The sequence below is a fragment of the Variovorax sp. 38R genome (assembly GCF_014843395.1).
GTDB classification, from domain to species: domain Bacteria; phylum Pseudomonadota; class Gammaproteobacteria; order Burkholderiales; family Burkholderiaceae_C; genus Variovorax; species Variovorax paradoxus_H.
This window is the reverse complement of sequence record NZ_CP062121.1, coordinates 4,904,374-4,927,740: the sequence shown is the minus strand read 5'-3', so window position 1 is coordinate 4,927,740 and position 23,367 is coordinate 4,904,374. Positions and strand designations below refer to the sequence as shown.

The 23,367-nt window shown below is 67.0% G+C and carries 21 protein-coding genes; 10 read left to right on the top strand and 11 right to left on the bottom strand.

Annotation, left to right across the window (positions count from 1 at the left end):
- Positions 1 to 64: 64 nt before the first annotated feature.
- The 5 genes from IG196_RS22805 to IG196_RS22785 all read left to right on the top strand — a co-directional run bounded on the left by IG196_RS22805 (position 65) and on the right by IG196_RS22785 (position 5,809).
- A complete protein-coding gene (locus IG196_RS22805; protein WP_192193126.1) occupies positions 65 to 1,321 on the top strand; it encodes an MFS transporter in 1,257 nt (418 codons plus the stop codon).
- Positions 1,322 to 1,415: 94 nt separating this feature from the next.
- Complete coding sequence (locus IG196_RS22800) at positions 1,416 to 2,072, top strand: hypothetical protein (protein WP_192193125.1); 657 nt, start codon at positions 1,416 to 1,418, stop codon at positions 2,070 to 2,072.
- Entirely contained in the window at positions 2,069 to 3,619 is a 1,551-nt protein-coding gene (locus tag IG196_RS22795; protein ID WP_192193124.1) for an alkaline phosphatase D family protein, read from the top strand. Before IG196_RS22800 ends, IG196_RS22795 begins: the two co-directional genes overlap by 4 nt.
- Before the next feature lie 91 nt (positions 3,620 to 3,710).
- Positions 3,711 to 4,721 (top strand): aldo/keto reductase, encoded by a 1,011-nt coding sequence (locus tag IG196_RS22790; RefSeq protein ID WP_192193123.1) that lies wholly within the window; start codon positions 3,711 to 3,713, stop codon positions 4,719 to 4,721.
- A 149-nt stretch (positions 4,722 to 4,870) separates the two neighbouring features.
- A complete protein-coding gene (locus IG196_RS22785) occupies positions 4,871 to 5,809 on the top strand; it encodes a VTT domain-containing protein (protein ID WP_192193122.1) in 939 nt (312 codons plus the stop codon).
- A gap of 16 nt (positions 5,810 to 5,825) precedes the next feature.
- Here IG196_RS22785 and IG196_RS22780 read toward each other — a convergent pair whose 3' ends face one another.
- The 3 genes from IG196_RS22780 to IG196_RS22770 are packed head-to-tail and all read right to left on the bottom strand — an operon-like array spanning position 5,826 to position 7,497.
- The gene (locus IG196_RS22780; protein ID WP_192193121.1) at positions 5,826 to 6,290 is read right to left on the bottom strand and encodes a hypothetical protein; all 465 of its coding nucleotides are present in this window, start codon (positions 6,288 to 6,290) and stop codon (positions 5,826 to 5,828) included.
- A 17-nt stretch (positions 6,291 to 6,307) separates the two neighbouring features.
- Complete coding sequence (locus IG196_RS22775) at positions 6,308 to 6,733, bottom strand: hypothetical protein (RefSeq protein ID WP_225616767.1); 426 nt, start codon at positions 6,731 to 6,733, stop codon at positions 6,308 to 6,310.
- Complete coding sequence (locus IG196_RS22770; protein WP_192193120.1) at positions 6,724 to 7,497, bottom strand: LysM peptidoglycan-binding domain-containing protein; 774 nt, start codon at positions 7,495 to 7,497, stop codon at positions 6,724 to 6,726. The genes IG196_RS22775 and IG196_RS22770 overlap by 10 nt, the downstream gene beginning before the upstream one ends.
- 146 nt (positions 7,498 to 7,643) lie before the next feature.
- Between IG196_RS22770 and IG196_RS22765 the strand changes: the two genes are divergently transcribed.
- The 3 genes from IG196_RS22765 (at position 7,644) to IG196_RS22755 (ending at position 10,318) form a co-directional block, all read left to right on the top strand.
- Entirely contained in the window at positions 7,644 to 9,008 is a 1,365-nt protein-coding gene (locus tag IG196_RS22765; protein WP_192193119.1) for a cache domain-containing protein, read from the top strand.
- Positions 9,009 to 9,013: 5 nt separating this feature from the next.
- Positions 9,014 to 9,694: a response regulator transcription factor gene (locus tag IG196_RS22760; protein WP_192193118.1), complete on the top strand. Its 681-nt coding sequence runs from the start codon at positions 9,014 to 9,016 to the stop codon at positions 9,692 to 9,694.
- 381 nt (positions 9,695 to 10,075) lie between these two features.
- Positions 10,076 to 10,318, top strand: coding sequence for a hypothetical protein (locus IG196_RS22755; RefSeq protein ID WP_192193117.1), 243 nt, complete (start codon positions 10,076 to 10,078; stop codon positions 10,316 to 10,318).
- A gap of 398 nt (positions 10,319 to 10,716) precedes the next feature.
- Here the strand turns inward: IG196_RS22755 and IG196_RS22750 are convergent, their stop codons facing one another.
- The 3 genes from IG196_RS22750 to IG196_RS22740 are packed head-to-tail and all read right to left on the bottom strand — an operon-like array spanning position 10,717 to position 14,193.
- Entirely contained in the window at positions 10,717 to 11,670 is a 954-nt protein-coding gene (locus tag IG196_RS22750) for a hypothetical protein (protein WP_192193116.1), read from the bottom strand.
- Positions 11,670 to 13,862: an AAA family ATPase gene (locus IG196_RS22745; protein WP_192193115.1), complete on the bottom strand. Its 2,193-nt coding sequence runs from the start codon at positions 13,860 to 13,862 to the stop codon at positions 11,670 to 11,672. Before IG196_RS22745 ends, IG196_RS22750 begins: the two co-directional genes overlap by 1 nt.
- Positions 13,855 to 14,193 (bottom strand): hypothetical protein, encoded by a 339-nt coding sequence (locus tag IG196_RS22740; protein WP_192193114.1) that lies wholly within the window; start codon positions 14,191 to 14,193, stop codon positions 13,855 to 13,857. Before IG196_RS22740 ends, IG196_RS22745 begins: the two co-directional genes overlap by 8 nt.
- A 472-nt stretch (positions 14,194 to 14,665) precedes the next feature.
- Between IG196_RS22740 and IG196_RS22735 the strand changes: the two genes are divergently transcribed.
- Together IG196_RS22735 and IG196_RS22730 are read left to right on the top strand one after the other, a co-directional pair.
- Positions 14,666 to 15,316, top strand: a complete 651-nt coding sequence (locus IG196_RS22735; RefSeq protein ID WP_192197116.1) for a DUF938 domain-containing protein — start codon at positions 14,666 to 14,668, stop codon at positions 15,314 to 15,316.
- A gap of 105 nt (positions 15,317 to 15,421) precedes the next feature.
- Positions 15,422 to 15,976, top strand: a complete 555-nt coding sequence (locus IG196_RS22730; protein ID WP_192193113.1) for a C40 family peptidase — start codon at positions 15,422 to 15,424, stop codon at positions 15,974 to 15,976.
- Between the two features lie 20 nt (positions 15,977 to 15,996).
- On the opposite strand, the gene IG196_RS22725 is transcribed toward IG196_RS22730, so the two are convergent.
- The 5 genes from IG196_RS22725 to IG196_RS22705 form a co-directional block, all read right to left on the bottom strand.
- Positions 15,997 to 17,304 carry an FAD-dependent oxidoreductase gene (locus IG196_RS22725; protein ID WP_192193112.1) on the bottom strand — a complete coding sequence of 436 codons (1,308 nt, stop codon included), beginning with the start codon at positions 17,302 to 17,304 and terminating at the stop codon, positions 15,997 to 15,999.
- 107 nt (positions 17,305 to 17,411) lie between these two features.
- Positions 17,412 to 18,770, bottom strand: coding sequence for a DUF5666 domain-containing protein (locus tag IG196_RS22720; RefSeq protein ID WP_192193111.1), 1,359 nt, complete (start codon positions 18,768 to 18,770; stop codon positions 17,412 to 17,414).
- Positions 18,767 to 19,609, bottom strand: a complete 843-nt coding sequence (locus IG196_RS22715) for a DUF6502 family protein (protein WP_192193110.1) — start codon at positions 19,607 to 19,609, stop codon at positions 18,767 to 18,769. The genes IG196_RS22720 and IG196_RS22715 overlap by 4 nt, the downstream gene beginning before the upstream one ends.
- A 120-nt stretch (positions 19,610 to 19,729) precedes the next feature.
- Complete coding sequence (locus tag IG196_RS22710) at positions 19,730 to 20,260, bottom strand: GspH/FimT family pseudopilin (protein ID WP_192193109.1); 531 nt, start codon at positions 20,258 to 20,260, stop codon at positions 19,730 to 19,732.
- A 16-nt stretch (positions 20,261 to 20,276) separates the two neighbouring features.
- Positions 20,277 to 23,342 (bottom strand): pilus assembly protein, encoded by a 3,066-nt coding sequence (locus tag IG196_RS22705; protein WP_192193108.1) that lies wholly within the window; start codon positions 23,340 to 23,342, stop codon positions 20,277 to 20,279.
- Positions 23,343 to 23,367: the final 25 nt, after the last annotated feature.

The following is a 23,367-nucleotide window of genomic DNA, read 5'->3' as shown; positions in this document are numbered from 1 at the left end:
ATTTAGGGGTTTACCCTAGAATCGGGCCTCGCCCGCGTCCGCCGGGCACCCCAGGAGCCCGGCCTTGAACGCCTCACCGTCCGCCCGCGAAGGCGCGGAAACCACCGCCATTTCACCGTCCGTCTCGTCCCAGCAGTTCCTGCGTGCGGTGCTCGCATTGGGCGTCGGCGGCTTTGCCATCGGCACCGGCGAGTTCGTCATCATGGGCCTGCTGCCCGAGGTCGCGAAAGACATCGCCGTCACCATCCCGCAGGCCGGCCACGTCATCAGCGCCTACGCGCTGGGCGTGGTCATCGGTGCGCCCGTGCTCGCGGTGCTGGCGGCCGGCTGGGGCCGACGCGCGCTGCTGATCGCGCTGATGGCCGTGTTCGCAGCCGGCAACTTCGCCAGCGCGATGGCGCCCGGCTACCTGTCGCTCAACCTGCTGCGCTTTGCCACCGGCCTGCCGCACGGCACCTACTTCGGCGTGGCCGCGCTCGTGGCCGCCACGCTCGCGCCACCGGGGCGCCGCGCGCGCGCCGTCGGCCTCGTGATGCTGGGGCTCACCGGCGCCACGCTGGTCGGCGTGCCCATTGCGGCGTGGCTCGGCCAGCTGTTCGGCTGGCGCGCGGCCTTCGTGTTCGTCGGCATCATTGCGTTGGTCGCCGTGGTGCTGCTGCGCCGCGACGTGCCCGACATCGCACCCGCCGCCGGCGCCAGCCCCTGGCGCGAACTCGGTGCGCTCAAGCGCAAGCAGGTGTGGTTCACGCTCGGCATCGGCGCCATCGGCTTCGGCGGCATGTTCGCTGTGTTCAGCTACATCAAGCCCACGCTGATCGAGGTGGCCGGCCTGCCGCTGGGCGGCGTGCCCTTCGTGCTCGCGCTGTTCGGCCTGGGCATGGTCACCGGCAACCTCGTGGGCTCGCGGCTGGCCGACAAGTCGCTCATGCGCACCATCGGCGGCGTGCTCATCTACGCGGCGCTGGTGCTCGCCACCTTCACCTTCGCGGCGCACCACGTCGTGACGGCGGCCTTCACCGTGTTCCTCATCGGCACCACTGTCGCCATCGGCCCGGCGCTGCAGATCCGCCTGATGGATGTGGCCGGCGACGCACAAACGCTCGCCGCCGCGCTCAACCACTCGGCCTTCAACATGGCCAACGCCCTCGGCGCCTGGCTTGGCGGCGTCGCCATTGCGGCCGGCCTGGGCTGGACGTCGACCGGCTGGGTCGGCGCGCTGCTGGCGCTGGCGGGCGTGGGCATCTTCGCCTGGGCGCTGGCGAGCGCGCGTGCGGATGCGCGGCGGCCGGTGGCCGTGGCTTGCGAAGGGTCGGCGGGCTGAGAGGCCGTTCTGCCGCAGCGGTGCTGTAAGAGAAGGGCGCCAGAATCAGGCACGTTCCTGATGGCTGGAGTCCATGCAGATCCTTCGAGTGTTTGTGGCGCTGTGCCTCGCGGCGATGGGCGTCGTCATCCTGTGCGTCGCGCTGCTGTCGGCGCTTGATGCTGCGGTCATTCTTTTTTCTTACGACAAGGTCGAGGGTGTCGTCACCGGCGCCGGCAACACAGAGGTCCGGGTCGACTACGTCCGGCCCGACGGCCGACGGGCTGTCTTGTACGCACGCAGCGGCGGCAAGTTCGATGCACGCCCCGTGGGCAAGAAGGTCGCGGTCCTGCTGCCTCCGAAAGATCGGTTGGACGGCACGCTCAAGCCGATCCTCAAGGACGACCTGAACCCCGTCGCCATGGAATTCATGTTCGCGGTGTTCTTTCTCGTAGGCGCATTGGTGATCTGGGAGGGACGCTCCGGCGGTGCTTCTTCGCAGTCGAGCGAAGACCTGCGCACAAGGGGCGTCGACACCCATCCGAAAGATCCCGAGCGGCCAGTGCGCCCGCAGGCGTCGATCGACTTCGAGCACGCGAGCGCCAACACCCGCGAGATGGATCTCACGCAGCTGGCGCGCCTGCAGGCGTTGATCGACCGCGAGTACACGAGCGTCGACACCCGGCAGAGGGAGCTCGACCGGCAAGCGCGCCTGCAGGCATCGATCGACCTCGAAATCGCCGAACGACGCGCCAAGAAGGACGCCCGATGACCACTCCGTTTTTCACCCGCCGACGCCTCCTGCACACCGGCCTCGCCGCCGCCGCGCTCGGCCATCCCTTCCTGCACCTGCGCGCCCAGCCTGCGGCCGCGCGCGACCCGTTCACGCTGGGCGTCGCCTCGGGCGCGCCGCGGCCTGACGGCATGGTGCTGTGGACGCGGCTCGCGCCCGAGCCGCTGCAGGGCGGTGGCATGGGCGAGGCGCCGGTCGCGGTGCAGTGGGAAGTGGCCGAAGACGAGCACTTTCGCCGCACCGTCGCGCGCGGCACGGCCAGCGCCGAGGCCGAACTCGCGCACGCGGTGCACGTCGATGTGCAGGGGCTGCGCCCGGGCCGCCCGTACTGTTACCGCTTCATCGCCGGCGGCGTGCGCAGCCCCGTCGGCCGCACGCGCACCACACCGGCCAACACCGACGCCACCGTGCAGCCGCTGCGCTTCGCCTTCGCCTCCTGCCAGCAGTACGAGGAGGGCTACTACGCCGCCTACCGCGACATGGCCGCACAGCCGCTCGACTTCGTTGTGCACCTCGGCGACTACATCTACGAAAGTTCGCGCGGCTCGCACAACGTGCGTCGCCACGAAGGCGGCATTCCCACCGACCTGGCCGGCTTTCGCAACCGCTACGCGCTCTACAAGACCGATCCGCATCTGCAGGCCGCGCACGCCGCGTTTCCGTGGCTCGTGACCTGGGACGACCACGAGGTCGCCAACGACTACACCGACGACGTTTCGCCGCGCACGCCCGACCCGGCGCAGTTCCTCGCGATCCGCGCTGCTGCTTATCAAGCCTGGTACGAGCACATGCCCGTGCCCGCCCGCATGCGCCCGCGCGGCGCCGGGGCCACCATCTACGGCCGCCATCGCTTCGGTCGCATGCTCGACGTGATGCTGCTCGATGGCCGCCAGTACCGCTCGCACCATGCCTGCCTCACGGGCCGCAGCACCAAGCCGCTGGCCGACTGCGCCGACCGCCTGGCACCGGAGCGCAGCCTGCTCGGCATGCAGCAGGAGGCCTGGCTCGCGAACGAGCTTGCAACACCGCCGGCGCACTGGACCGTCATCGCCCAACCCACGCTGCTCGCCGAGGCCGACCGCCAGCGCGGTGCCGGGCACGGCTACTGGATGGACGGCTGGGACGGTTATGCCGCCTCGCGCACGCGCCTGCTCGACGCGCTGGCCGCGAACCAGTCGCGCGGCGGCGACGCACTGGTGCTCGGTGGCGACGTGCACGCCTTCTGGGCCGCCGACCTGCGCCGCGAGCCGCAGGGCCCCGTCGTCGCGACCGAGTTCGTCGGCGGCGCCATCACCTCCGAAGGGCCCAGCGCCGCCAGCGTGGCCCACATGCGCGCGAAGAACGAGCACCTGCGTTACGGCCGCGCCGACAAGCGCGGCTACGGCCTCATGACGCTCGACGCGCGCGGCTGCGCCGTCGAGTTCCGCGCTGTGGACGACGAGAAGAACGCCGACTCCGCCGTGGCGACCATGGCCCGCTTCTCGGTCGAACGCGGTGCGCCCGGCGTGCACCTCGAATCCACCTGAATCTCCAGCGCCTGCAGGAATGCGCGGCCGTGCCTATGATGGCCGCCGCCCCTTCCTCCTACCTCTCTCCTACCCCTTGGAGCGCGCGCGCATGAGCATCCCCACCACCCGCCTGGGCCGCACCGGCCTCACCGTCTCCCGCCTGGCCCTGGGCACCATGACCTTCGGCCTGCAGACCGACGAGGCCGTGTCGCACCAGATCCTCGACAAGGCCGCCGACGCCGGCATCAATTTTCTCGACACCGCCGACGTGTACCCGCTGGGCGGCACCGTCGAGACCACCGGCCGCACCGAAGAGATCATCGGCAACTGGCTCGAGAAGCAGGGCCCCGTGGGCCGCCGCCGTTTTGTCGTCGCCACCAAGGCCGTCAACAAGGTCGGCCCCAACCCCTGGGACCAGGGCGCCTCGCGCAAGCACCTGCTCGACGCCATCGACCTCTCGCTCAAGCGGCTGAAGACCGACCACGTCGACCTGTACCAGCTGCACATGGACGACCGCGAGACCCCGCTCGAAGAGAGCCTTGAAGCGCTCGACGTCATCGTCAAGTCGGGTCGCGCGCGCTACATCGGCGTGTCGAACTTCCTGGCCTACCGCCTGGCCCGCGCGCTCGGCAAGTCCGAGCTGCACCGGTTCACGCGATTCGTATCGGTGCAGCCGCGCTACAGCCTGCTGTTCCGCGAGATCGAGCGCGAACTGCTGCCGCTCGCGAGCGAAGAGGGCCTGGGCGTGATTCCCTACAACCCGTTGGCCGGCGGCCTGCTCACCGGCAAGTACAAGCCCGGCGCCAAGCCCGAGGAAAACACCCGCTTCACCCTCGGCACCGCCGGCAACATGTACCAGGACCGCTACTGGAACGATCGCAGCTTCGACACCGTCACGCAGTTGCACGCGCTGGCCGACGAAGCCGGCGTGCCGCTGGCCACGCTGGCCGTGGCGTGGGTCATGGCCAACCCGCTGATCACCGCGCCGCTGCTGGGCGCCAGCCGCCCCGAGCAGCTCGACGCCACCGTCGCCGCCGCCAGCTACACGCTCGACCCCGCGCTCAAGCAGAAGCTCGACGCGCTCACCGCCGAGTACCGCAAGGGCGACGCGCCTCGCTGAGCGAACGGGCGCGGGCCGGCGCCCCGGATGGCCTGCGCGCAGTACGTGCTTGGGCCATGCAGGAGAATCGCGGCCGGCATGACGACTTCCCACACCACCTTCCGGCGCGCCGCCCTGCGGCACCCGGCATCGACCGAACGGCGGCCCGCATGGCGCAGCTGATGTCGCTGCTGGTGCAGAACGCGATCCTGGTGGTGTTTGCCGCCAGCTTCGCCGCGCGCCTGGGCCTGCCAGTGCCGGCTGCCGCCGTGCTGGTCGTCACCGGCGCGCTGCTCGCGGCAGGCGACGTGTCCGTGGTCGGCGTGGTGCTGGCCGCCGTGGTCGCCAACCTGCTGGGCGACGGTGCGTGGTTCTATGCCGGGCGCCGCTTCGGCTACCGCTTCATGCGGCTGCTGTGCCGCATCTCGCTGTCGCAGGACTCGTGCGTGCGCCGCGGCGAATCGCTCATTTCCGACTGGGGCGGCATGTCGCTCGTGGCCGCCAAGTTCGTGCCGGGCGTCTCCGTGGTGGCGCCGCCCATGGCGGGCGCGCTGGGTATGTCGGTGCGGCGCTTTGTCAGCTTCGACATCCTGGCCGCGCTGGTCTGGACGAGCCTTTTTCTCGGGCTGGGCTGGCTCTTTCGCGACCAGATCCAGCAGGTGCTCGCCATGCTGGCGCAGGCCGGCGGCATCGCCACCGCCGCGCTGGGCGTGGTGCTGCTCGTGATGCTCGTCGTGCGCTACTGGCGCCGCCGCGCCTTTGCGCGGCTCACCGGCATGCCGCGCATCAGCGTCGACGAACTGTTCGACCTGATGAGCGGCGACGTGCCGCCGCTCGTGATCGACGTGCGCGGCGAGGCGGGTGTGCAGGTCGATCCGCGCCGCATTCCGGGCGCGCTGTCGTACACCCTCAAGGCGCTGCAGCAGCGCAGCCTCGACCTGACGATTGACCCCGATCGCGACGTGGTGCTGTACTGCAACTGCCCCAACGAAGTCTCCGCCGCGCAGGCCGCGCGTGTGCTGCTGGCGCGCGGGGCTCGGCGGGCGTTGCCGCTCACGGGCGGGCTCGATGCGTGGGTGGCTGCGGGGCGGCCGACGAGCCTGCACTGAGCTGCTTCGCTGCTGCTCATCGCAGCTGCGTCATCGGGCACTCCAGAACGAGCCGGGCGGGCAGGGGAGAGTCCCGCCAGCCGGGCGCGTCCTTCTTTCGGTAGGCCTCCAGCGACGGATAGCCGTCGGCAGTCCAGTCGGTGCCGTCCACCTGTTCGAGTGCGACTACGTCGTACAGGCACTGGGCACCACGTGTCTTGAAGCGAAAAGCCATACGCCCGGGCTCGCCGGGACGGCTCATGTCCAGCACCTCGTAGCTGCTGCGCGCACAGCGGCTGAAGCTCGAGCGCCATTCGATGATCTGGCTGTGCACGTGGAGCATGCCATTGCATGCCCGGCCGGTGCCGGTGAACTTGCCGGTGAATGTGTGGGCGTGCGCGGCACTGGCCACAGCTGCCGAGCAGGTGAGTGCCAGCAGGCACCGCCTGACGAGGTTCATGTCGTATGCGCGGATGGCCGAACGGGTCTCGGGCTTGCGCATAGGACGAACCTCCCCACTCAATCCAGGCGTGTCATGGGACACGACATGATCAGCCGCTCTTCAAGCGACGAGTTGGCCCAGCCGGGCAGGGCGCGGTTGCGGTACGACTCCATCGACTGATAGCCGCGCACATCCCAGGAATAGGTGCTCAGACGTTGCACCTCGACCACCTTGTACAGGCAGTGGCGGCTGGGAGACTGAAGGCGAAAGGCGATCCGCTCGCCTTCTTCCTTGTCCAGCTCGTTGTCAAGAACCTCATAGCGCGTGGGCTTGCAGATGCTGAAGCTCGAGTTCCATTCGATGGTCTTCGTTCGCACATACAGGCCGCCCGAGCATGCGCGGCCTGTTCCGCTGAATTTCCCTGTGAATGGTGCGTCCGCAAGGGCAGTGCATGGACCCGCCATGACCAGCGCGATCAGCGCGAACGCTCGGCTCATCTGCATACCGCCTCCTTTGCCTTTCGCACTGCAGGCAGTGCATGGTCCATCTTCCGGGCGTAATCGGAATCGCCGACGTTGTAGCGGGCGGCAATGCGCGATGAGGTGAGTGGCATCCATCCCGTGATGACCTTCCTGACCGCCGCCTTCTGGTACTTCAGCACCTGACCCGCCTTGAGCAAATGCGCAGACGGGTTGAGCTTCTTCATGACCTCCGGCGTGCTCCCTTGCGCCTTGGCGATTCTTTCGAGACTGTCGCCGTCCTTCACCGTGACTTCGTAGACCTTGTCGTTCGCGTTCAGGATGCTCTTGAACGCGAACGTTGCCATGCGCATCAGGAGGTAGCCGATGCCTGCGCGAATGTTCGGGATCGGCTCGGCCCTGACCGAGCTGGCCGACAAGCTGACTCGCAGAGAAGGCGGAACGACCAGGTCACCACCCTCGCGGTCCCCGAGCAGCGCCATCAATCCGGCGTCCTCGATATGGCCGATCTGCATCGGCCTCGACTTCCAGGCGAGCGATTTGGCGCCGGTTTCCACCCACAGCATGGCTTTGATCAACCGCCAGTCCAGCGGAACATAGCCCGGTGTGCGCGAGAGGTGCATGTTGTATTCGTTGACCGCCGAGCGGATCTCGCAGTCATAGGTGTTCCATTGGTCGTCGGCCTTGTCGACGCCCTCGGCCCAGCCGTCGAAGCCTGTCCTCGGCTGGGGCGTTGTGTGCCTCTTGTTCGCAGGCCCCGAAGCCAAACGCTGTGCGGTGTTTTCCATGCAGTCCTCCCTTGTATGTATTGCAGGTCTGGCTTTGTAAGCCGCCCCAGCAAGACACATTCGTATCGATCGTTACCCGAATGGGATTCCTCCACGCTCCTACGAGGGAAAGCCCTGCACCGCCCCGGTGGTAGCCTTGCCCCCCGATGAACCTCCGCACCAAGATCGTCGCGCTGGCCGTCGCGCCTTTGCTGATCGCGCTGGTGCTGGTGGCCCTGGCCGTGCGCCACCAGGAGCACGACCTCGCCCAGCGCGAGCGTGCCCTCATCGAGCGCAGCTACATGGCGCAGCGCCGCAGCGAGCTGCGCAGCTATGTCGAGCTGGCCGTGAGCAACCTGCTGCCGCTGTACGAAACGGGCCTGGACGACGAGGCCACGCGCAACGAAGCCCTGCGCCGGCTGGCCACGCTCAACTACGGCGACGACGGCTACTTCTTCGTCTACGACATGGACGGCAACTCGCTCATGCACTCGCGCCAGCCCGAGCTGGTGGGACAGAACCTGTGGGGCCTGCGCGATTCGCATGGCCGCTTCACCATCCAGGAGCTGATCAGGGGCGCGCGCGACAAGGGCGGCGCCTTCGTCGAGTACGAATGGCGCAAGCCCTCGAGCGCGCAGATGGCGCCCAAGCTCGGCTACGTCACCGCGCTGCCGCGCTGGAACTGGATGGTCGGCACCGGCCTGTACCTGGACGACATCCAGTCGACCATGGACACCCTCGACCGGCAGATGAACGCCAACGTCACCGCCACGCTGCTGTGGATTGCCGGCATCGCCGCGCTGTGCCTGGGCGTGGTCAGTGCGGCCGGGCTGCTGCTCAACCTCAGCGAGCACCGCACCGCCGAAGCCAAGCTGCGGCTGCTCGCGCGCCGCGTGGTGCAGTCGCAGGAAGAAGAGCGCGGCCACCTCGCGCGCGAGCTGCACGACGGCACCAGCCAGACGCTGGTGTCGGCCAAGCTGCTGATCGAGTCGGCCGTGGAGTCGCTCGACCGCGCGCACCAGTCGCCGCCGCCCGCGCTCGGCAAGGCGCTGCAGCGGCTGAACGATTCGCTCATCGAGGTGCGCCGCATCTCGCACCGGCTGCGCCCCGCGCTGCTCGACACGCTGGGCCTGCCCGCCGCGCTGGAGCGCCTGGGCGCCGAGTTCGGCGAAGAAGGCGGCGTCGACGCATCGATCATGGTCGAGGGCGAACCCTTCGAGCTGTCGCAAGAAGCCAAGACCGCGCTCTTTCGCGTCACGCAAGAAGCGTTGACCAATGTGCGCAAACACGCCCGTGCGCAGCAGGTGCACATTGCACTGGGCTTCGACGAAGAGGCCGTGCGCCTGGAGATCAGCGACGACGGTGTCGGCTTCAACGTCGAGGCCATGCAGCTCGATCCGAGCCGCGGCATCGGCCTGCGCAACATGCGCGAGCGCATGGAGTCCATCGAGGGCCGGCTGCGCATGCGCTCGGGCCGGGGCCACACGTCCATCGTGGCCGAAGTGCCCGTGCGGCGCGCAAAGCCAGAATAGCGGCCATGAATGAAGTCCCCGCCACCGCTGCTGCTGCTGCTGCCCCTGTGGTCGTGCGCCTGTTCCTGGTCGACGACCACCCGCTGGTGCGCGACGGCCTGCGCGCGCGCCTGGGCTCCATGCCCGGCCTGGAGATCGTGGGCGAGGCCGGCAGCGCGGCCGAGGCGCTGGCGCTCATCGGCCCCGCGCAGCCGCACCTGGTGCTGATGGATGTCGGCATGAAGGACATGAACGGCATCGAGCTGGCGGCGCTGCTGCTGCAACAACCACAGCACCAGCCCGCACCACACATCGTCATGCTCAGCATGTACGACAACCCCGAGTACGTGCAGAAGGCCCTGCAGGTCGGCGCGCGCGGCTACGTGCTGAAAGATGCGCCGGCCGCAGAGATCGTGGCCGCCATCGAGGCCGTGTCGGCGGGCGGCACCTTCCTGAGCCCGGCCGTGTCGAAAAAACTCTTTCGCAACCAGACGCCGCGCCCGCTGCTCACGCCGCGCGAAGGCGAGATCCTGAGCGCGCTCGGCCGCGGCGAATCGAGCAAGCAGATCGCGCGCGACCTCGGCCTGAGCGTGCGCACCGTGGAGGCGCACCGCCAGAGCATCAAGCGGCGCCTGGGCATCGAAGGGCAGGCGGAGCTCATCAAGTACGCGGTGGAGCACGCGCGGGAGTTCGGCGGACAGGGCTGAGGCGCTGTGGGCTGATGCGGGGCTCGCGCCCTGCTTTCAGCGCCTGACTGTCAGGGCTTTGTGAATCGCCGCTGCCGCAGCGCGATTACTTGCGCGAACCGCGCATTCCTCGGCGAAATATCTCTCTGCGCCGGGCAGGACTTCTCTACAGTGAATGCCCCTGTGATGAAACGACCCGCTATGTGGGCGAGGAGCACTGCACACACAACACCACGGACCACTGACTGACGGATTGAGTGAATGAACCGCTTCGCCTCACGGCGGGCCATCGATGCAGATCGATCGATGCGAACGTGAGGCACAAAAGGCGACGGCCACGGTGCGCGAACACCATGACCGTCTAACCAAGTGACGTGCAATCTTTGAGAAGGAGCACAACAAATGGCTAAACGAATTATGGCCCGCGCTACCGCGCCGGCCTCTCCCCACGCGACGACACCCAGCGCAGCAGACCTGCTGGAATGCAAGCTGGAACAACTGAACTCACTGCTGTGGTGCTGCTACGGCGCCGGCGATGGATGGTTCGAAGAAGCGGGGGCAGGGCATCGGGACAACCTGCTTTGGATCGCTTCGGATTTGGCGCGGGATGCTGCGGCGTTGTTTCAGGAGAGTGGGGGAGGGTGAGGCGTTTGGCCCCGGCATTGGATGCCGGGGCGGTAGCTTCAGGCTGGATGCGATGGGTGAGATTCGATTCGAACGGAGACTGGTTCTACAAGCAAAAGATCGCCTCATCGCAGACAGTATTGCGAAATTCACGTAGTAGCTTGCCTGCCGTTGCCGTTGCCGTTGCCGTTGCCGTTGCCGTTGTTGCGGCTGCGGCTGCGGGGCTTCGATCTGGTCGTGCTTCAGTGGCAGTAGCGGCTAGAGGATCAGCGTCACCCCACCACCCCCACCAGCTTGGCTGAGATGGATAGACCATGTGTGCGCTGGGCACAGGGCACCTTACCCCGGCAGTTGTCGATGTGATCGACGCTCTCCTGCTAGCCGTCTCCAACGTTGACGCAAGGATTCCCAATGTCACGTCAGGAACTTTGTGGCTCCGCCTTTGGGGGCCATGAATTTCTCTGCTGCGTGGTGGCAGCTGCTGGTTCGACCGGTGTTGGCATTACCCACTCAGCTAAGAATGCCAGGCAATCCTGAACGGCACTCGACTTCTTAAGCTTGTCCGTGCCGAGAAGTTCACTCTGATCAAGAATGACGCCAAGACTACCGCCGGGCTTCTGCTTCTGACCTTCAACGCAAAATGCAGCCTTTAAGCGTTTGGCAGAACTTGCGCAAATCTGGGAGGCGGTGGAACCGGCGGGCGGCGACCAATCGAAGCGCGAATCTAGGTATTCAAGGGTTTTATGAAGTTCGGCGTCTCCGTCTAGGCATTCCAAAATCAAGTCTTCGAGCGTGCCGCCATCTTCTGTGCTCTTGCGCCAGACGTAGGCAGCTGCTGGCCCGAAATCCGTGGACTGAGAGGCAGCCTTGGTCGTCTTGATGTGCATCCACGCGTTGGTGAGCCAAGCTGAGTCTCCAACTGTCGCGAATTCGGTGCTGATCAGGTCCCGGGTGCTCGACTCTCCCCGAGCATCAGCATCTGCGAAGACCGTGTATGCGTAGACTGGCCGCTCCGCTGTCTGCTGCAGACTTGAAAAATTGGTCACTGCAAGCAGGGCGAATAGGTTCTCCAAGAAAGGCAGCATGCTGACCTTTCTGTTGGATCCTCCGTAGCTAAATACCAAGACCAGCACTGAGTCAAGTGCCAAGACGTAGTCCGGAAGGAAGAACTTCCGAGCCAGATCAAGTCGCAAGTCTTCGGCAGCGCGGTCTTTGAAGCTCGCCTGCAAGACGTTGGCGAGCGGGTAAGGCAGCTCCGAGAGTTTTAGTGCCAGCTTCTGAAATCCGAGTTGCTTCTTAAGTACGCGGTTCAGGAAGGCTGCATCGTGTGGACCTTCGCAGAACATTAGGTGGGCGTTGGACCACTGCGGCATCACTGGGCTCCTCGAAGATCTACGTCCCCGGCCTCGAGCAGCTTCTTGAAAGCCGGACCGCTAAAGTCGCGTGTCCGAATGCCGTTCGTTGTATTGACGATCGCATGACACGACAGGTCCTTGGGCTCTGGAACGGCCGTGATGAAGGCGTCAATGCACTCCTTGCTGTGACTGGTGATGAAGACCTGCACGTTGAACTTCAAAGCCAATTGGTGCACGAAACGTGAGAATGGTTCGATCAGTCGGTAGTGCAGTGCGTTCTCGAATTCATCGATCAGCACGACGCCATGCTGAGCAGAGGCAAACAGCAGAGAAAGTAAGAACATTCGTTGCAGCCCCTCGCCATAACAAGACAGGTCGACACCTGCTTCAAACTGACTATCAATCACCAGAAAACGCTGCCGCTCGTCCGTCAACCGGATATCTTCCAACGTCGGAAGTAGGTTGGCTCGGAGGAATTCGAAGATGTCTGGCAGCGCCTTGGATTGGACGCTCTTGTGATAGAAGCCCGTGTAACGGTGTGGTTCATTGAAAAAGAATGGACTGCTGAAGATCACCGGGCACAACAAGCGAAGACTGTCCGCGTGCGTTTCTCGTTCCTGACCCTTGTAGATTCGATTCGCCGAGGCGAGCTTGGTCGTTCCGAACTGGGATTCGATCTCCACTGTGCCTAGGTAGCGCGTGCGGTCGATTGAGGAGTCCTCTTCGGTACGTTGCTTGATATTCACCGATGCCGACAGGTGATCAAACATTCCGTCGATGCCCAGGGTGTCTGAGCCCAGTTGCTCGAGCATCCACTCCGGGTCGAGCTGATCCGTGGCCACCTTGCCGCGTCGTCGCATCACCTCGAGTAAGCCGTCCAGGTCGTTCTGGCGAGCCAGCAGGTAGATTGCCTCTAGCAGCGATGTTTTACCGGAGTTGTTGATGCCCGCGACGAGATTGATGCGGGACAGCTGCTTCATATCCAGGCCGGCAAGGCGGCGATAGCGCTTCACATGAATGTGAGTGAAGTGCGCGTCAACACGGTCGCGGAAGACAGCCTTTTGTTCCACCCCGCTCAGGCCAGAGGCGCGTGCACGGTCGATGATCGATTGCAGCTTGCCCCGCACTCCTTCAAGCTCGGGCAGGTTTTGCGGGTTGATCGCCAACTGTGCCAAAGTGTCGATGTCCACGGCGACGGACCGCACTGCCGCTTCCTGCCGCTCTCGGAACACCAGATCGCTGCTGCGGTAGGCACCGTTCAGATCGCGGTTCTTCTTCAGGGAGGCCAGCGCACGCTCGTCAGAGATGACCTTGGCCAGTGTGTCCACGTCGTCACGTCGCGTGATCACCGGCTCCAGGTATTTGCCGCCGAAGCCCACGGAGCCGTCGTCCTCCTGCTCCTCCACCGGTTCGCGCGACAGCAGTGAGAAGAAGAAGTCGCGGTTGGCGGTATTGTGAATTTGGCGGTCGCCGTCGTCCCAACCAAGCCAGTCCTTCAGCGCGGCGCTGCGGACGGCGTGGCGGAAGATCGGAAACATTGCTTCGTTGAACTGGTCGCCATAGTCCGAAGCTTGGTACTCGGCTACCATCGACAGTGCCCGTAAGCTGCGTCGCAGTTCGACCTTGCTGATGCCGATGCGCCTGCAGATCTCGTCTTCACCCAAGCCATGGGTCTTGTGCAGGGTCTCCAGCAGTTGGGCTTGGTTCCATTCCCCCCACTTCTTGTTGCCACTGATGTGCTTCAATGCCATCAGCGTGAGGTGGTGAACCTCGTCTCCATCGGTGTACAGCACCACGGGTACTTGGCTGAATGTTTCCGGGCTCAGTTGGCCCAGATCCACACCCTTGGACTCATACTCTTGCTGTAGGAACTTCAGAGCCGCAACGCGACGGTTGCCTTCCACCACCAGCAGGCCGCCGCTGGGCAGTTCGCGCACTAGGATTTGGTCTACCCGGAGATAGCCGTTGGCCTTGAAGCTCTCGATCAAGTCCTGAATGTTCTGGTTCTTGTCACCGCACAGAAGCCGCATGGTCCGCTGCATCACGTCGCGGTCTTTGACGTCCGTGTCGGGCACCTGCTTCTGGTCGGGTTCGTGAATGATCCGGAAGTTGTTTGGGTCCAGATAAAGGCTGCGCAGGCTCACCCGACGCAGGTTGGCGGCAGCCTTGGTGGCCGAACTGTCCGAGTCCGGAGGCGTCTGCTCAGACATGCTCGTGCTCCTTGCCCGTAGGCGTCAAGTTGGGGGCGGTGATCCGGTCGCCTTTGAACATCTTGAACAAGGAGGCGCGCTTCGCGTCATTGTCGCGTTCGTTGTCCCGGGTGATGTTGGGCGTCGACTTCTTGTGGTGCCGAAGTACCTCGGCTCCGAGGGCCGGACCGATGTTTGACCACATGTCATCGTTGAAGTCGGAAGTCGAGCGGATAGGCTGCTCGGCGAGCTTGTCCCCGTGGACCAAGACGCCGTACCGCTTCTCGCCTTGTCTCAGTTTCGCATTGGCCGAGGTGCGCGAAAAGAGCGCACATGGAATGGTTGGCATCATGATTTGTGCAGACTGAGGACCATCAACGATATGACTTAGGGAAATCTTCACTGGAATGGGCGTTTGAGGGGAAGTCACGATTTATTGGATCTGGAGGCGGTGGCGTTCAGCAGTGCCTTGGCGGAAAAGTTGGGCAGAGGGGACGTCGTTGCTTCGGCAGTAGGCGACTACCATCACCTCCTCAATGCGGGCCAGGCAGCGTATCTCCCGGTAAGAGGGTGCTTGCGCCGCAGTTTTTATGTGGGATTCGACGCACACGCTGACCACTTCGGACTTGCCAGCTGCCATGAGGCTACTCCTGTGAGTAAAACGTTAGCGACGCGATAGCTTATCGCAGGAGAGTTCGGCAAGGCGGCCACACGTCGGCGGATGGTTTGGCGTTTGCACTAAGTATCAAGAACAACAAGGGGGCGCGCGCCCCCTGCCAAATATGGTTCTTATGGACAAACCTCACAGCCTGACGCCCGCTTTGATGCCCAATCTTCCCTCCAGCCCCGCCGCAGACCGCAACAAACAACCCATCCTCGATGCCCTGACCCGCATCCTCGATGGGCGCGGCACCGCCTTGGAAATCGCCTCCGGCACAGGCCAACACGCCGCCTGGTTCGCCGCCGCCATGCCCTCATGGACCTGGCAGCCCACCGACGCAGACGCCCGCTCGCTCCCCGCGATCGCCAGCCGCGTCGAGCAAGCCGCGCTGCCCAACTTGCGCCCGCCGCTGCTGCTCGACGTGATGGCGCCGCAGTGGCCCTCGCAAGGCCCCGCGTTCACTCAAGAAGCCAAAGAAGAAGAAAAGTTCGACGCGATCTACTGCGCCAACATGCTGCACATCGCACCCTGGCCCACCTGCGCCGCGCTGATGGCCGGTGCCGCGCGGCATCTGCGTGCCGGCAGCGGCGTGCTGATCACCTACGGGCCTTACTTCGAAGACGAAGCACAGCACGGCCCCACGGCGCCGAGCAATCTGGCGTTCGACGAAGACCTGCGCGCGCGCAATCCCGCGTGGGGCATTCGCCGTCTCGATGACGTGGTGGCAGAGGCGCGCCGCGTCGGCCTCGCGTTGCGCGAGCGGCACGCGATGCCTTCGAACAACCTGCTGCTGGTCTTCGGCTTCAGCGGATGATGATGAAGAAGCGCGAGCGCGTCGTCGCCGGCCAAGGGGCTCTGCATTGCGATCTGGCGCACTCGCGCTAGAGTCGGGCCACGTCCACAAGACCGGCCTGCGCCCATGCTCGACACATCCCTGCCGACGCCTCCTCGTTCCCCCGCATCGCTGTTGCTCTCGCAGCGGCTGCTGTTCCGACTGATCCCCGCCGTCACCGCCTGCCTCCTGGCCATCGGCTGCGCGAGCCCGCCGCCGACGCGCGTGCCCGGTGGTTCGGTGCCCAGCAGCAACATCCCGCCGTTGACGTCGGAGCAGTCGAACAGCATCACGATCCATGCGCTGGGGCTGGTCGGCACGCCGTACCGCTATGGCGGCAAATCGCCCGAGGGCGGTTTCGATTGCAGCGGGCTCATCGGCTACGTGTACCGCCAGAGCGTGGGGCAGGTGCCGCCGCGCACGGTGTCGCGCATGGCGGGCTTCGGCCGGCCGGTGCCGATGTCCGAGCTTCGTTCGGGCGACCTGGTGCTGTTCGGCTCGGCGTCGCCCACGCATGCGGGCATCTATGTGGGCGACGGGCGTTTCGTGCATGCGCCGTCCACGGGCGGCGAGGTGCGGCTCGACCGGCTCGACGGCGTGTACTGGTCGCGGCAGGCGACGCAGGCGCGCCGGCCCGGCTGATTCGACACGACCCTGACTCGCTACTTCCGCGGCGACTGCACGTGCTCGGGCCGCACGCCGATGCCCACGGCGCGCGCGGGCAGGGTGCGCAGCCACGGCCAGCGCCCGAGCAGGCGCAGGGCCAAGGGCATGGGGCGCGGCGCGATCGATGACGATGCGGCTGCAGCCGTGGCCGCCTTGCGGCTGAGCACCGGCATCAGCACGCGGTCTTGCACGAGCCGCTGCGCGGCCTGCGTGACGCGCACGGGCCATTCGCGGCGGCGCTGCAGCTGGGGCAGCAGGGTGTCGATCTCCTTGTCGGTGGCACTGCCGGCGAGCGATGCGGCCAGCAGGTTGGCGGCGGCCACGGCGTCCTGCACGGCGAGGTTGATGCCGACGCCGCCCACGGGCGACATGGCGTGCGCGGCGTCGCCGATGCACAGCAGGCCGGGGCACGACCACGATTCGAGCCGGTCGACGCTCACTTCGAGCAGCTTCACGGCCTCCCAGTCGGGCAGGGCCTCGGGCAGCCGCGTGGCAAAGAAGGGCGCGATGCGCGCAATCTCGGCATGGAAGGCGGCAATGCCGCGCGACTGCAGTTCGACCCGGCCGCCCTTGCGGATGACGAAGGCGCACTGCCAGTAGTCGCCGCGGTTGAGCGTCACCAGCAAGCGGCCCGCCGCGATGTGGCCGCCGGTGGCCTCGGGGTCGCCGGGCAGCTTGGGAATGCGCATCCACAGCACGTCGATGGGCGCGCCGTAGCTGATGTGCGGCAGCGCTGCCGCATCGCGCAAGGTGGAGTGGCGGCCGTCGGCGGCCACGATGAGGGAGGCGTGCAGTTCGATGTCTTTCGGGCCGCCGCTGTCGGGGCTGCGGGCGCCGACGCGCACTTTCACGCCGTTGACGCGGCCGTTGTCCTGCAGCAGGCCGGTGGCCTCGGCGTCGGTCCACAGCTCGAAGCTGGGGTAGCGCCGCGCCTCGTCGCACATGAAGTCCAGAAACTCCCACTGCGGCATGAGCACCAGAAAACGGGCGTGCGTGGGCAGCCGCCTGAAGTCGGCAATGGTCACGCTGCGGCCCTCGTAGGTGCCGCGCAGCTCTTCGATGCGGTTGTGCGGGCGCTGCAAGAAGGCGTCGAGCAGGCCGAGCTCGTGCAGCACTTCGAGCGTGGACGGATGCACGGTGTCGCCGCGAAAGTCGCGCAGAAAGTCGAGGTGCTTCTCGAGCACGACGACGGGCACGCCGGCGCGCGCAAGCAGCAGGCCCAGCACCATGCCGGCCGGGCCGCCGCCGGCGATGCAGCAGCGGGGCGACGTGGGAACGGGGGCAGCGGTGGTGTGTGTGTCCATGGCTCCGATCGATCCGGTCGCGCCATGGGTGGCGTGGCCTGTGGGGTGCGCGGTGCGTGCACCTCTGGGTGTACGCACTGCGCGGCCGGACCGCCGGGGCCCGGACCTCAGGGCAGCGTGAAGCTCACGCTTTGTGCAATGAGCACGCCGTCGACCACGCGGTCGCCGACGACGGTCACGTGCCTGGTGCTGCCCAGGTCGGCGGCGGTGCCGTTTTCGAAGATGGTACCGGAGCCGCTGGCATTCACGCGCTGACCGCGCACGATGAAGTCGGCGGCCGACACGTAGTTGGCGATGGGGCCGATCACGGTGAACGACACGGGCCCGCCGGTGCCGGGCACGTGGCGGATGCGCAGTTTCTTGACCACGAGCACCTGGCCCGAGAGGAAGCCGTCGACCTCGACCTTCACGCCGTTGCCGATGGAGCCGACCGGCCCGCCGGTGATCTGGGCATTGCGCGCGTCGATCTTGTTGCCGAGCACGCGGAAGTCGCCGAGCGCGGCGAAGTCGGTGACCACGCCCGCCAGCTGCAGCGCGATGCCGTCGGCCGAGGGAATGGCGTACCAGCCCTGCACCTGGGTGGCAGTGAAGCGGCCGGCGGTCGGCGCCGCCGTGCCGCGCACGCGGACGAGGGTGCCGTTGGCCAGGCTCGCGGCGTCGATGCCGGGGCCGAAGGCGGCAGCGCCGAAGTCGACGGTCAGCAGGCCGAGCGTGAACTGCTGGGCGCCGCGGTCGAGGTTCTGCACGGTGCCGGTCACCAGCGGGGCGGTGGTGGCGGGCGCCACCTGGACGCGCGTGGCGCGCAGCGTGCCCGGTGCGGCGGGCAGGCCCCACACCTGCACCACGGCGCCGTCGACGAGGTCGGTGGTGCCGTCGGCGTCGGCCCAGACGGTGGCGTTGTCGGTGGTCACGCGGGCGCCCATGACGGTGAAGCTGCCGTCCTTCAGGTCGATGGCCGACACGGCGCCGCGCAACTCGGCGGCCGAGACGACGGTCGCGGCGATGCCGTTGTTGAAGTCTGCGTCGACCTTGCCGGCGATGCGCGCGCTCATGCCGATCTGCAGCTCGGTGGTGTCCTCGAGGCTGAAGGTGGCGTTGTCGGTGTTGTAGCGCAGGCCGTTGAGGATCACGCTGCCCATGCCGTCGGCCGCGCCGATGCCGGCGGCGTCGGCGCTCACGCCTGTGCCGCCGGAGCCCACGCCCGAGCCGTCGCCGTTGGTGTTGCTGGCGGTGCTGTCGCCGCCGCCGTTGCTGCCAGTGCCCGTGCCGCTGCCGGAGCCGGCGTCACCCGAGCCGCCGTCGCCGCCCCCACCGCCGCTGCCGGTGGCTGTGGTGCCGAGGGTGCCGAAGCCCGTCGTGCCGCCACCGCCACCGCTGCCGCCTCCCCCGCAGGAGAGAAGCAGGGCCATGACGCCAGCCATCAGCAGGCCGCGCGCCAGTCGCAAGGAGGGGGAGATCGTGTTCATCGGGGAGGCTCGTTGTTCTTTGGCGCGCCGGGGGCGGGCGCGCCTTCATCGTCTTCGTAATAGGTGTAGATGCCGACGCGGATGCGCGCTTTTGCCTTGGCGTCGGGGGCCGCGCGGTCGACGGCCTGGGTCATCTCGCGGGCCAGTTCGTGGTGCAGGCCGGCCCAGCGTTCGCGCACGAGGCGTTCGATGGCCGTGCAGTCGGCCAGCGTGAGCCCGCGCGCGTACACGGCGCGCTCGAGCATGCGGGGCTTGTCGTTCAGGGTGTTGGAGACGGCGGCCAGCAGGTGGTCGCGGCCGTTGTCGCCCAGGAAGGCAAGCATCGACTGCAGGTCTTCCACCGGCACGAAGCCGTCGGCCGTGAGTTCGGCGGTGCCGTCGCTCTCGGCCACCATCTGCAGGCGCACCAACTCGTCGAGGATGGTGCGGTGGTGCACGTTGCCCCGGCTGGCCAGGCGGGCCACGCGCTCGAACGACGGCCCGTCACCCTCGGTGACGACGGGCAGGCGGCGCAGGGTGTCGTCGTCGGTGGTCATCTGTAACCACAACGTAAAAGTCTTGGCGGCGGCTGACAGCTCGGTGTGGGGCAGGGGGTCGACGGTGGCGCGGACCTTGGCGGTGACCACCTTGCGGTTCAGCCCGGTGGTGACCGAAATCTGGCTGAGGTTGGGTTTGGGCACGCCCTGGCCGCGCCAGGTGCGCTGGGCTTCCTCGATGAGCAGGTCGCGCAGCAGGGCTTCCAGGTGCGGGTGCTTGACGCCCATGGCCAGCGCCAGCCGGACCACGGGCCTGAGGATGCGAGCGCAGGCGGCAAGGGCCCAGTCCAGCCGGTGTTCCATGGATGCGGGGAGCGTTGTTCCTGGTGAGGTGGTGGTCGAAGCAAGGAGGCGGGGCCGGCGCCGGGCCTTGGCACGGGGCGCTATTGTCGTCGGTCCTCCAGCGGCCCGCGCCGGCCGGCGTCAGGTCGCGGCGCAGGTGCCGCCGCTCGACCGGGTGACGGTGGTGCGCCCCGTGGCACTGATGGCCACGGCGCGTGACTGGTCAGCGCTCGGGGTGGCGCGGCAGATGGTGATGCGGCTCTGGCCGGCGCCCAGGCCGGTGGCCTGGAACACGACGGCGCTGGCGCCGCCGGCCTCGCGCAGCCGGTAGCCGCTGGCGGCCGCGGGCTCGACGCGCAGCACCTGTGTGTCGCTGCGCACGATCCAGCCGGCTTCCCATTGCCCGTTGGTGCTGCAGCTGGTGCCGTTGGCCGAGGCGCACAGGGTGATGGGGGCGTTGCGCTTGATGGCCTCGCTGCGCGCCAGCTGGGTGCCCGCGACCAGCGCAGTGGCGTAGCTGCTCAGCCGCGTGGACAGTCGGATGCCGTCGAACGAGGGCACGGCGATGGCGATCAGCACCACCAGCACGGCCAGCGTGACCATCAGCTCGATGAGCGTGAAGCCGCGCGGCCGGACGCGGGCACGGGCTTGGGCGGGGCGAACGTTACGCATGCGAAAGGCCCGGCGTTTACTTCTGGATGAACCAGTAGACCCGGCCCTTGGGCTGCTTGAACGCGGCCTTGGGGGCGGTGCCCTTGGGGCTGAGGAAAGAGTCGGGGTTGGCGCCGATCACCACGTCGCGCATACCGCCGTTGCCATCGAGCTGTACGCGGAACACGGCAGGCGAGGGCGCGAGGCCGCCGCCCACCACGTTCTGGAAGCGTCCGCCCTGGGCGGCCGCGTTGACGTACGACACGTTGTAGACGCGCGCGGTGCCGAGGTCGGCGCGGCACGACTGCGTGTTGGGGACGCTGGGCGTGTGGGTGTTGAAGGTGGTGATGCCGTAGGCGGTGACCGAGCCGGTCACGACCTGTTCGCCGGTGGCCAGCGCAAGGTACCAGCCCTTCTTGGTGGCAAGGTCCGCGGCCGTCGGGTCCTCGGCTGTGGTGATGGCCTGCAGCGAGGCATGGCACAGCACCTCGTTGCCGGTGCCGCAGCGGTCGGCCTCGCTGGTCAGCCAGGTGCTGTCGGTGGGCTTGTCCACCAGCATGTAGAAGCGGTTGGCCACGCCGAGCGCGACGTTGTAGTAGCGCAGCGGCTTCTCGCGGTCGCCCGAACCGAGCAGCACGACGTAAGCGCCGTTGTCCTCCAGCACGTCGGGCGCGAACATGAACTTGCGGTTGGGCGTGCAGGTGTCCACGGCGTTGCAGCCGAGCGAGGCGATCTTGGTCATGCGCCAGGCGGACGGTGCCGCGCTGCCGATGGCGATGCGGTACACGTTGCCACCCAGGTCGGCGGCGTAGGCGATCTTGGCGACGCCGAGCGTGTCGGTGACCACCGTCACTTCGCCGACCACCGGGCGTGCCGTGGTGAACACCTTGAGCTGCGCGCCGGTGTCGGCGTCGAGCACGTAGATCCGGTTGCCCTTCACGCCGCTGCCGCAGGCCTGGGCGGCGCTGTTGGTGTCGACGTCTTCGCACTTGTCGTAGCCGCCGCCGAAGATCAGCAGCGGGCTGTTGGCGCTGCCGTAGCCGTTGGCCTTCAGCACCTTCGGGGCCGACCAGGTCTGGCCGATGCCGTCGAAGTCGGTGTCGCAGCCGGTGTCGTCGCCCTGGTTCGGGCAGCCCTTACGCCACTTCAGCGTGGGCGTCGCGGGCGAGGAAACGTCGAAGGCGTAGATCAGCCGGCCGCCGCGGCGCATGCTGGCGTAGAGCCAGGTGTTGCTGCCCTGGCGGTAGGCGGCCACGGGGCCGTCCATGCCGTAGGGCTTGGGCGCCACCGCGCCCATGCTCACCGGCAGCTCGGGGAAGTTGACGCGCGTGGTGTTGTCGTACAGCCGCTTGAGGCTGCCGTAGAACTCGGGCGGCATGAACGACCACAGCTCGGAGCCTGCGACGGCCCCGCCGATGTCGGCGCTGCGGTTGCCGTTGATGGCGCGCAGCACGCCGTCGTTGCCACCGTAGAACACCACCACCTGAGGCGCGGCGTCGGTGCCGTAGTTGATGGCCACCGGGCGTGAGTGCACCACGTCGCCGTGCACCGAAGGCCGCATGGCGCTCGAGGGCACCGGGTTGCCCTGGGCGTTGGGCCTTTCGTCGCCCAGGTTGTCCAGGCCGCGCACCCAGTTGATGAGCTTCGCACGCTCGGTGTCGTCGGCCGTGCCCAGCGCGGCGCGGGTGATGTCGGTGTTGCCGGCGTTGAACGCCGTGAGCGCCGTGCAGCCACCGGGCGCACAGGTCTTCATGTTGCGGCTGTCAGGCAAGACATGGCGAAGCATGTAGCCTTGCGCGCCTTTCTCGACCACGTTGCCGTCGGGGCTGTCGGCGGCCTCTTTGCCAATGCAGTCGCCGGACTTGCGGAAGCTCCAGTAGGTGTCGGTCGTGCTGGGCGCGGGCGTCCAGAAACTGCGCGCGCACGGCGCCACGAAGCCGGTCTGGTTGTTGATGGCGTTGGCGCCGACCGCGTCCTGCAGGATCAGCTGGTTGCTGCTGTCCAGGCCGAGCTTGTACTGCTTGAGGTTGCCGTTCCAACGCGGAAACGCGTCCTGGTCGGGGCGGAACATGCCGACGAACACCTGGTTCAGGTAGGTGCCTTGCGTGTTCACGCTCACGGGCAGGCTCACCGAGGAGAACACGCTGTTGACCGACTGGATCTTGCTGAAGATGTCGTCCAGCGCCTCGCCGAGCGCGGCGCCGAGTTCGGGCTTGCCCGTGAGGTCGTAGTACTCGCCCTTGCTCTCCCTGGCGACGCTCTGCATCAGCGCGGTCCAGCCCGGCCCCTGGCCCTGCTCGGCCTTGGCGGCCTCGATGGTGTAGACCTTCACGCCCATGTTGGTCTGCAGGAAGCGCGCCCATTCATCGGCCGTGTTGTCCTGCGAGCCGCTGGTGCCCAGGGTGATCTGGGCGGAGCTGCCGCCTGCGGCGCGCAGCGCCTCGTTGGACAACTGGTTGTCGTTGTTGTTGTCCTGCGCCGCGCCGTTGCTGATGTAGATGACGAAGGTGCCGGTGCAGTTCTCGGTGCTCGGACCGACGTATCTGCTGCCGTTGAAACCGTCGAGCGCATTGCGCGGCAGGGCGTAGATGGCCTTCGACGCCGTGGTGCCGCTCACGTTGCCGGCGTAGTCGGTCTTGACCTTGCCGTTGCCGGCGATCGGCGCGCCGCTGGACAGGTAGCGGTAGACCTCCGCCATGGTCTTGCCGGCCTTGCCGCCGTTGGACTTGTCGCCGACCTTGTCGAGGCCGCTGATCATGGCGCTGTACTTGTCCTTGGTGGGCGCATCGAGCGTGCGGACTGCGGCGCGCACGTAGCCGCCGTCGCTGTTCGAGTTGCCCTGGCCGGTCTCGGTGAACATCATCAGGCCGACCTTGAAGCGGGAGTCCTTCAGGCTGGCGAATGCGTTGGAGAGCGCGGCGATCTCGGCCGTGAAAGGCTGGTTCCAGTTGGCCGTGTTGTCCAGCACGAACAGCACGTTGGGCGACTGGGCGGCGACGGGGTTGTAGCCCACGAAGAGATCGATGTCCTCCGCCTGCGCAGCCTGCATCGGCAACGCGAGCAGCACGGCGGCCCACAGCGTGGTGAGTAGTTTCCTTGTCATGGCGGGGACCCGTTCATCGTCGTGG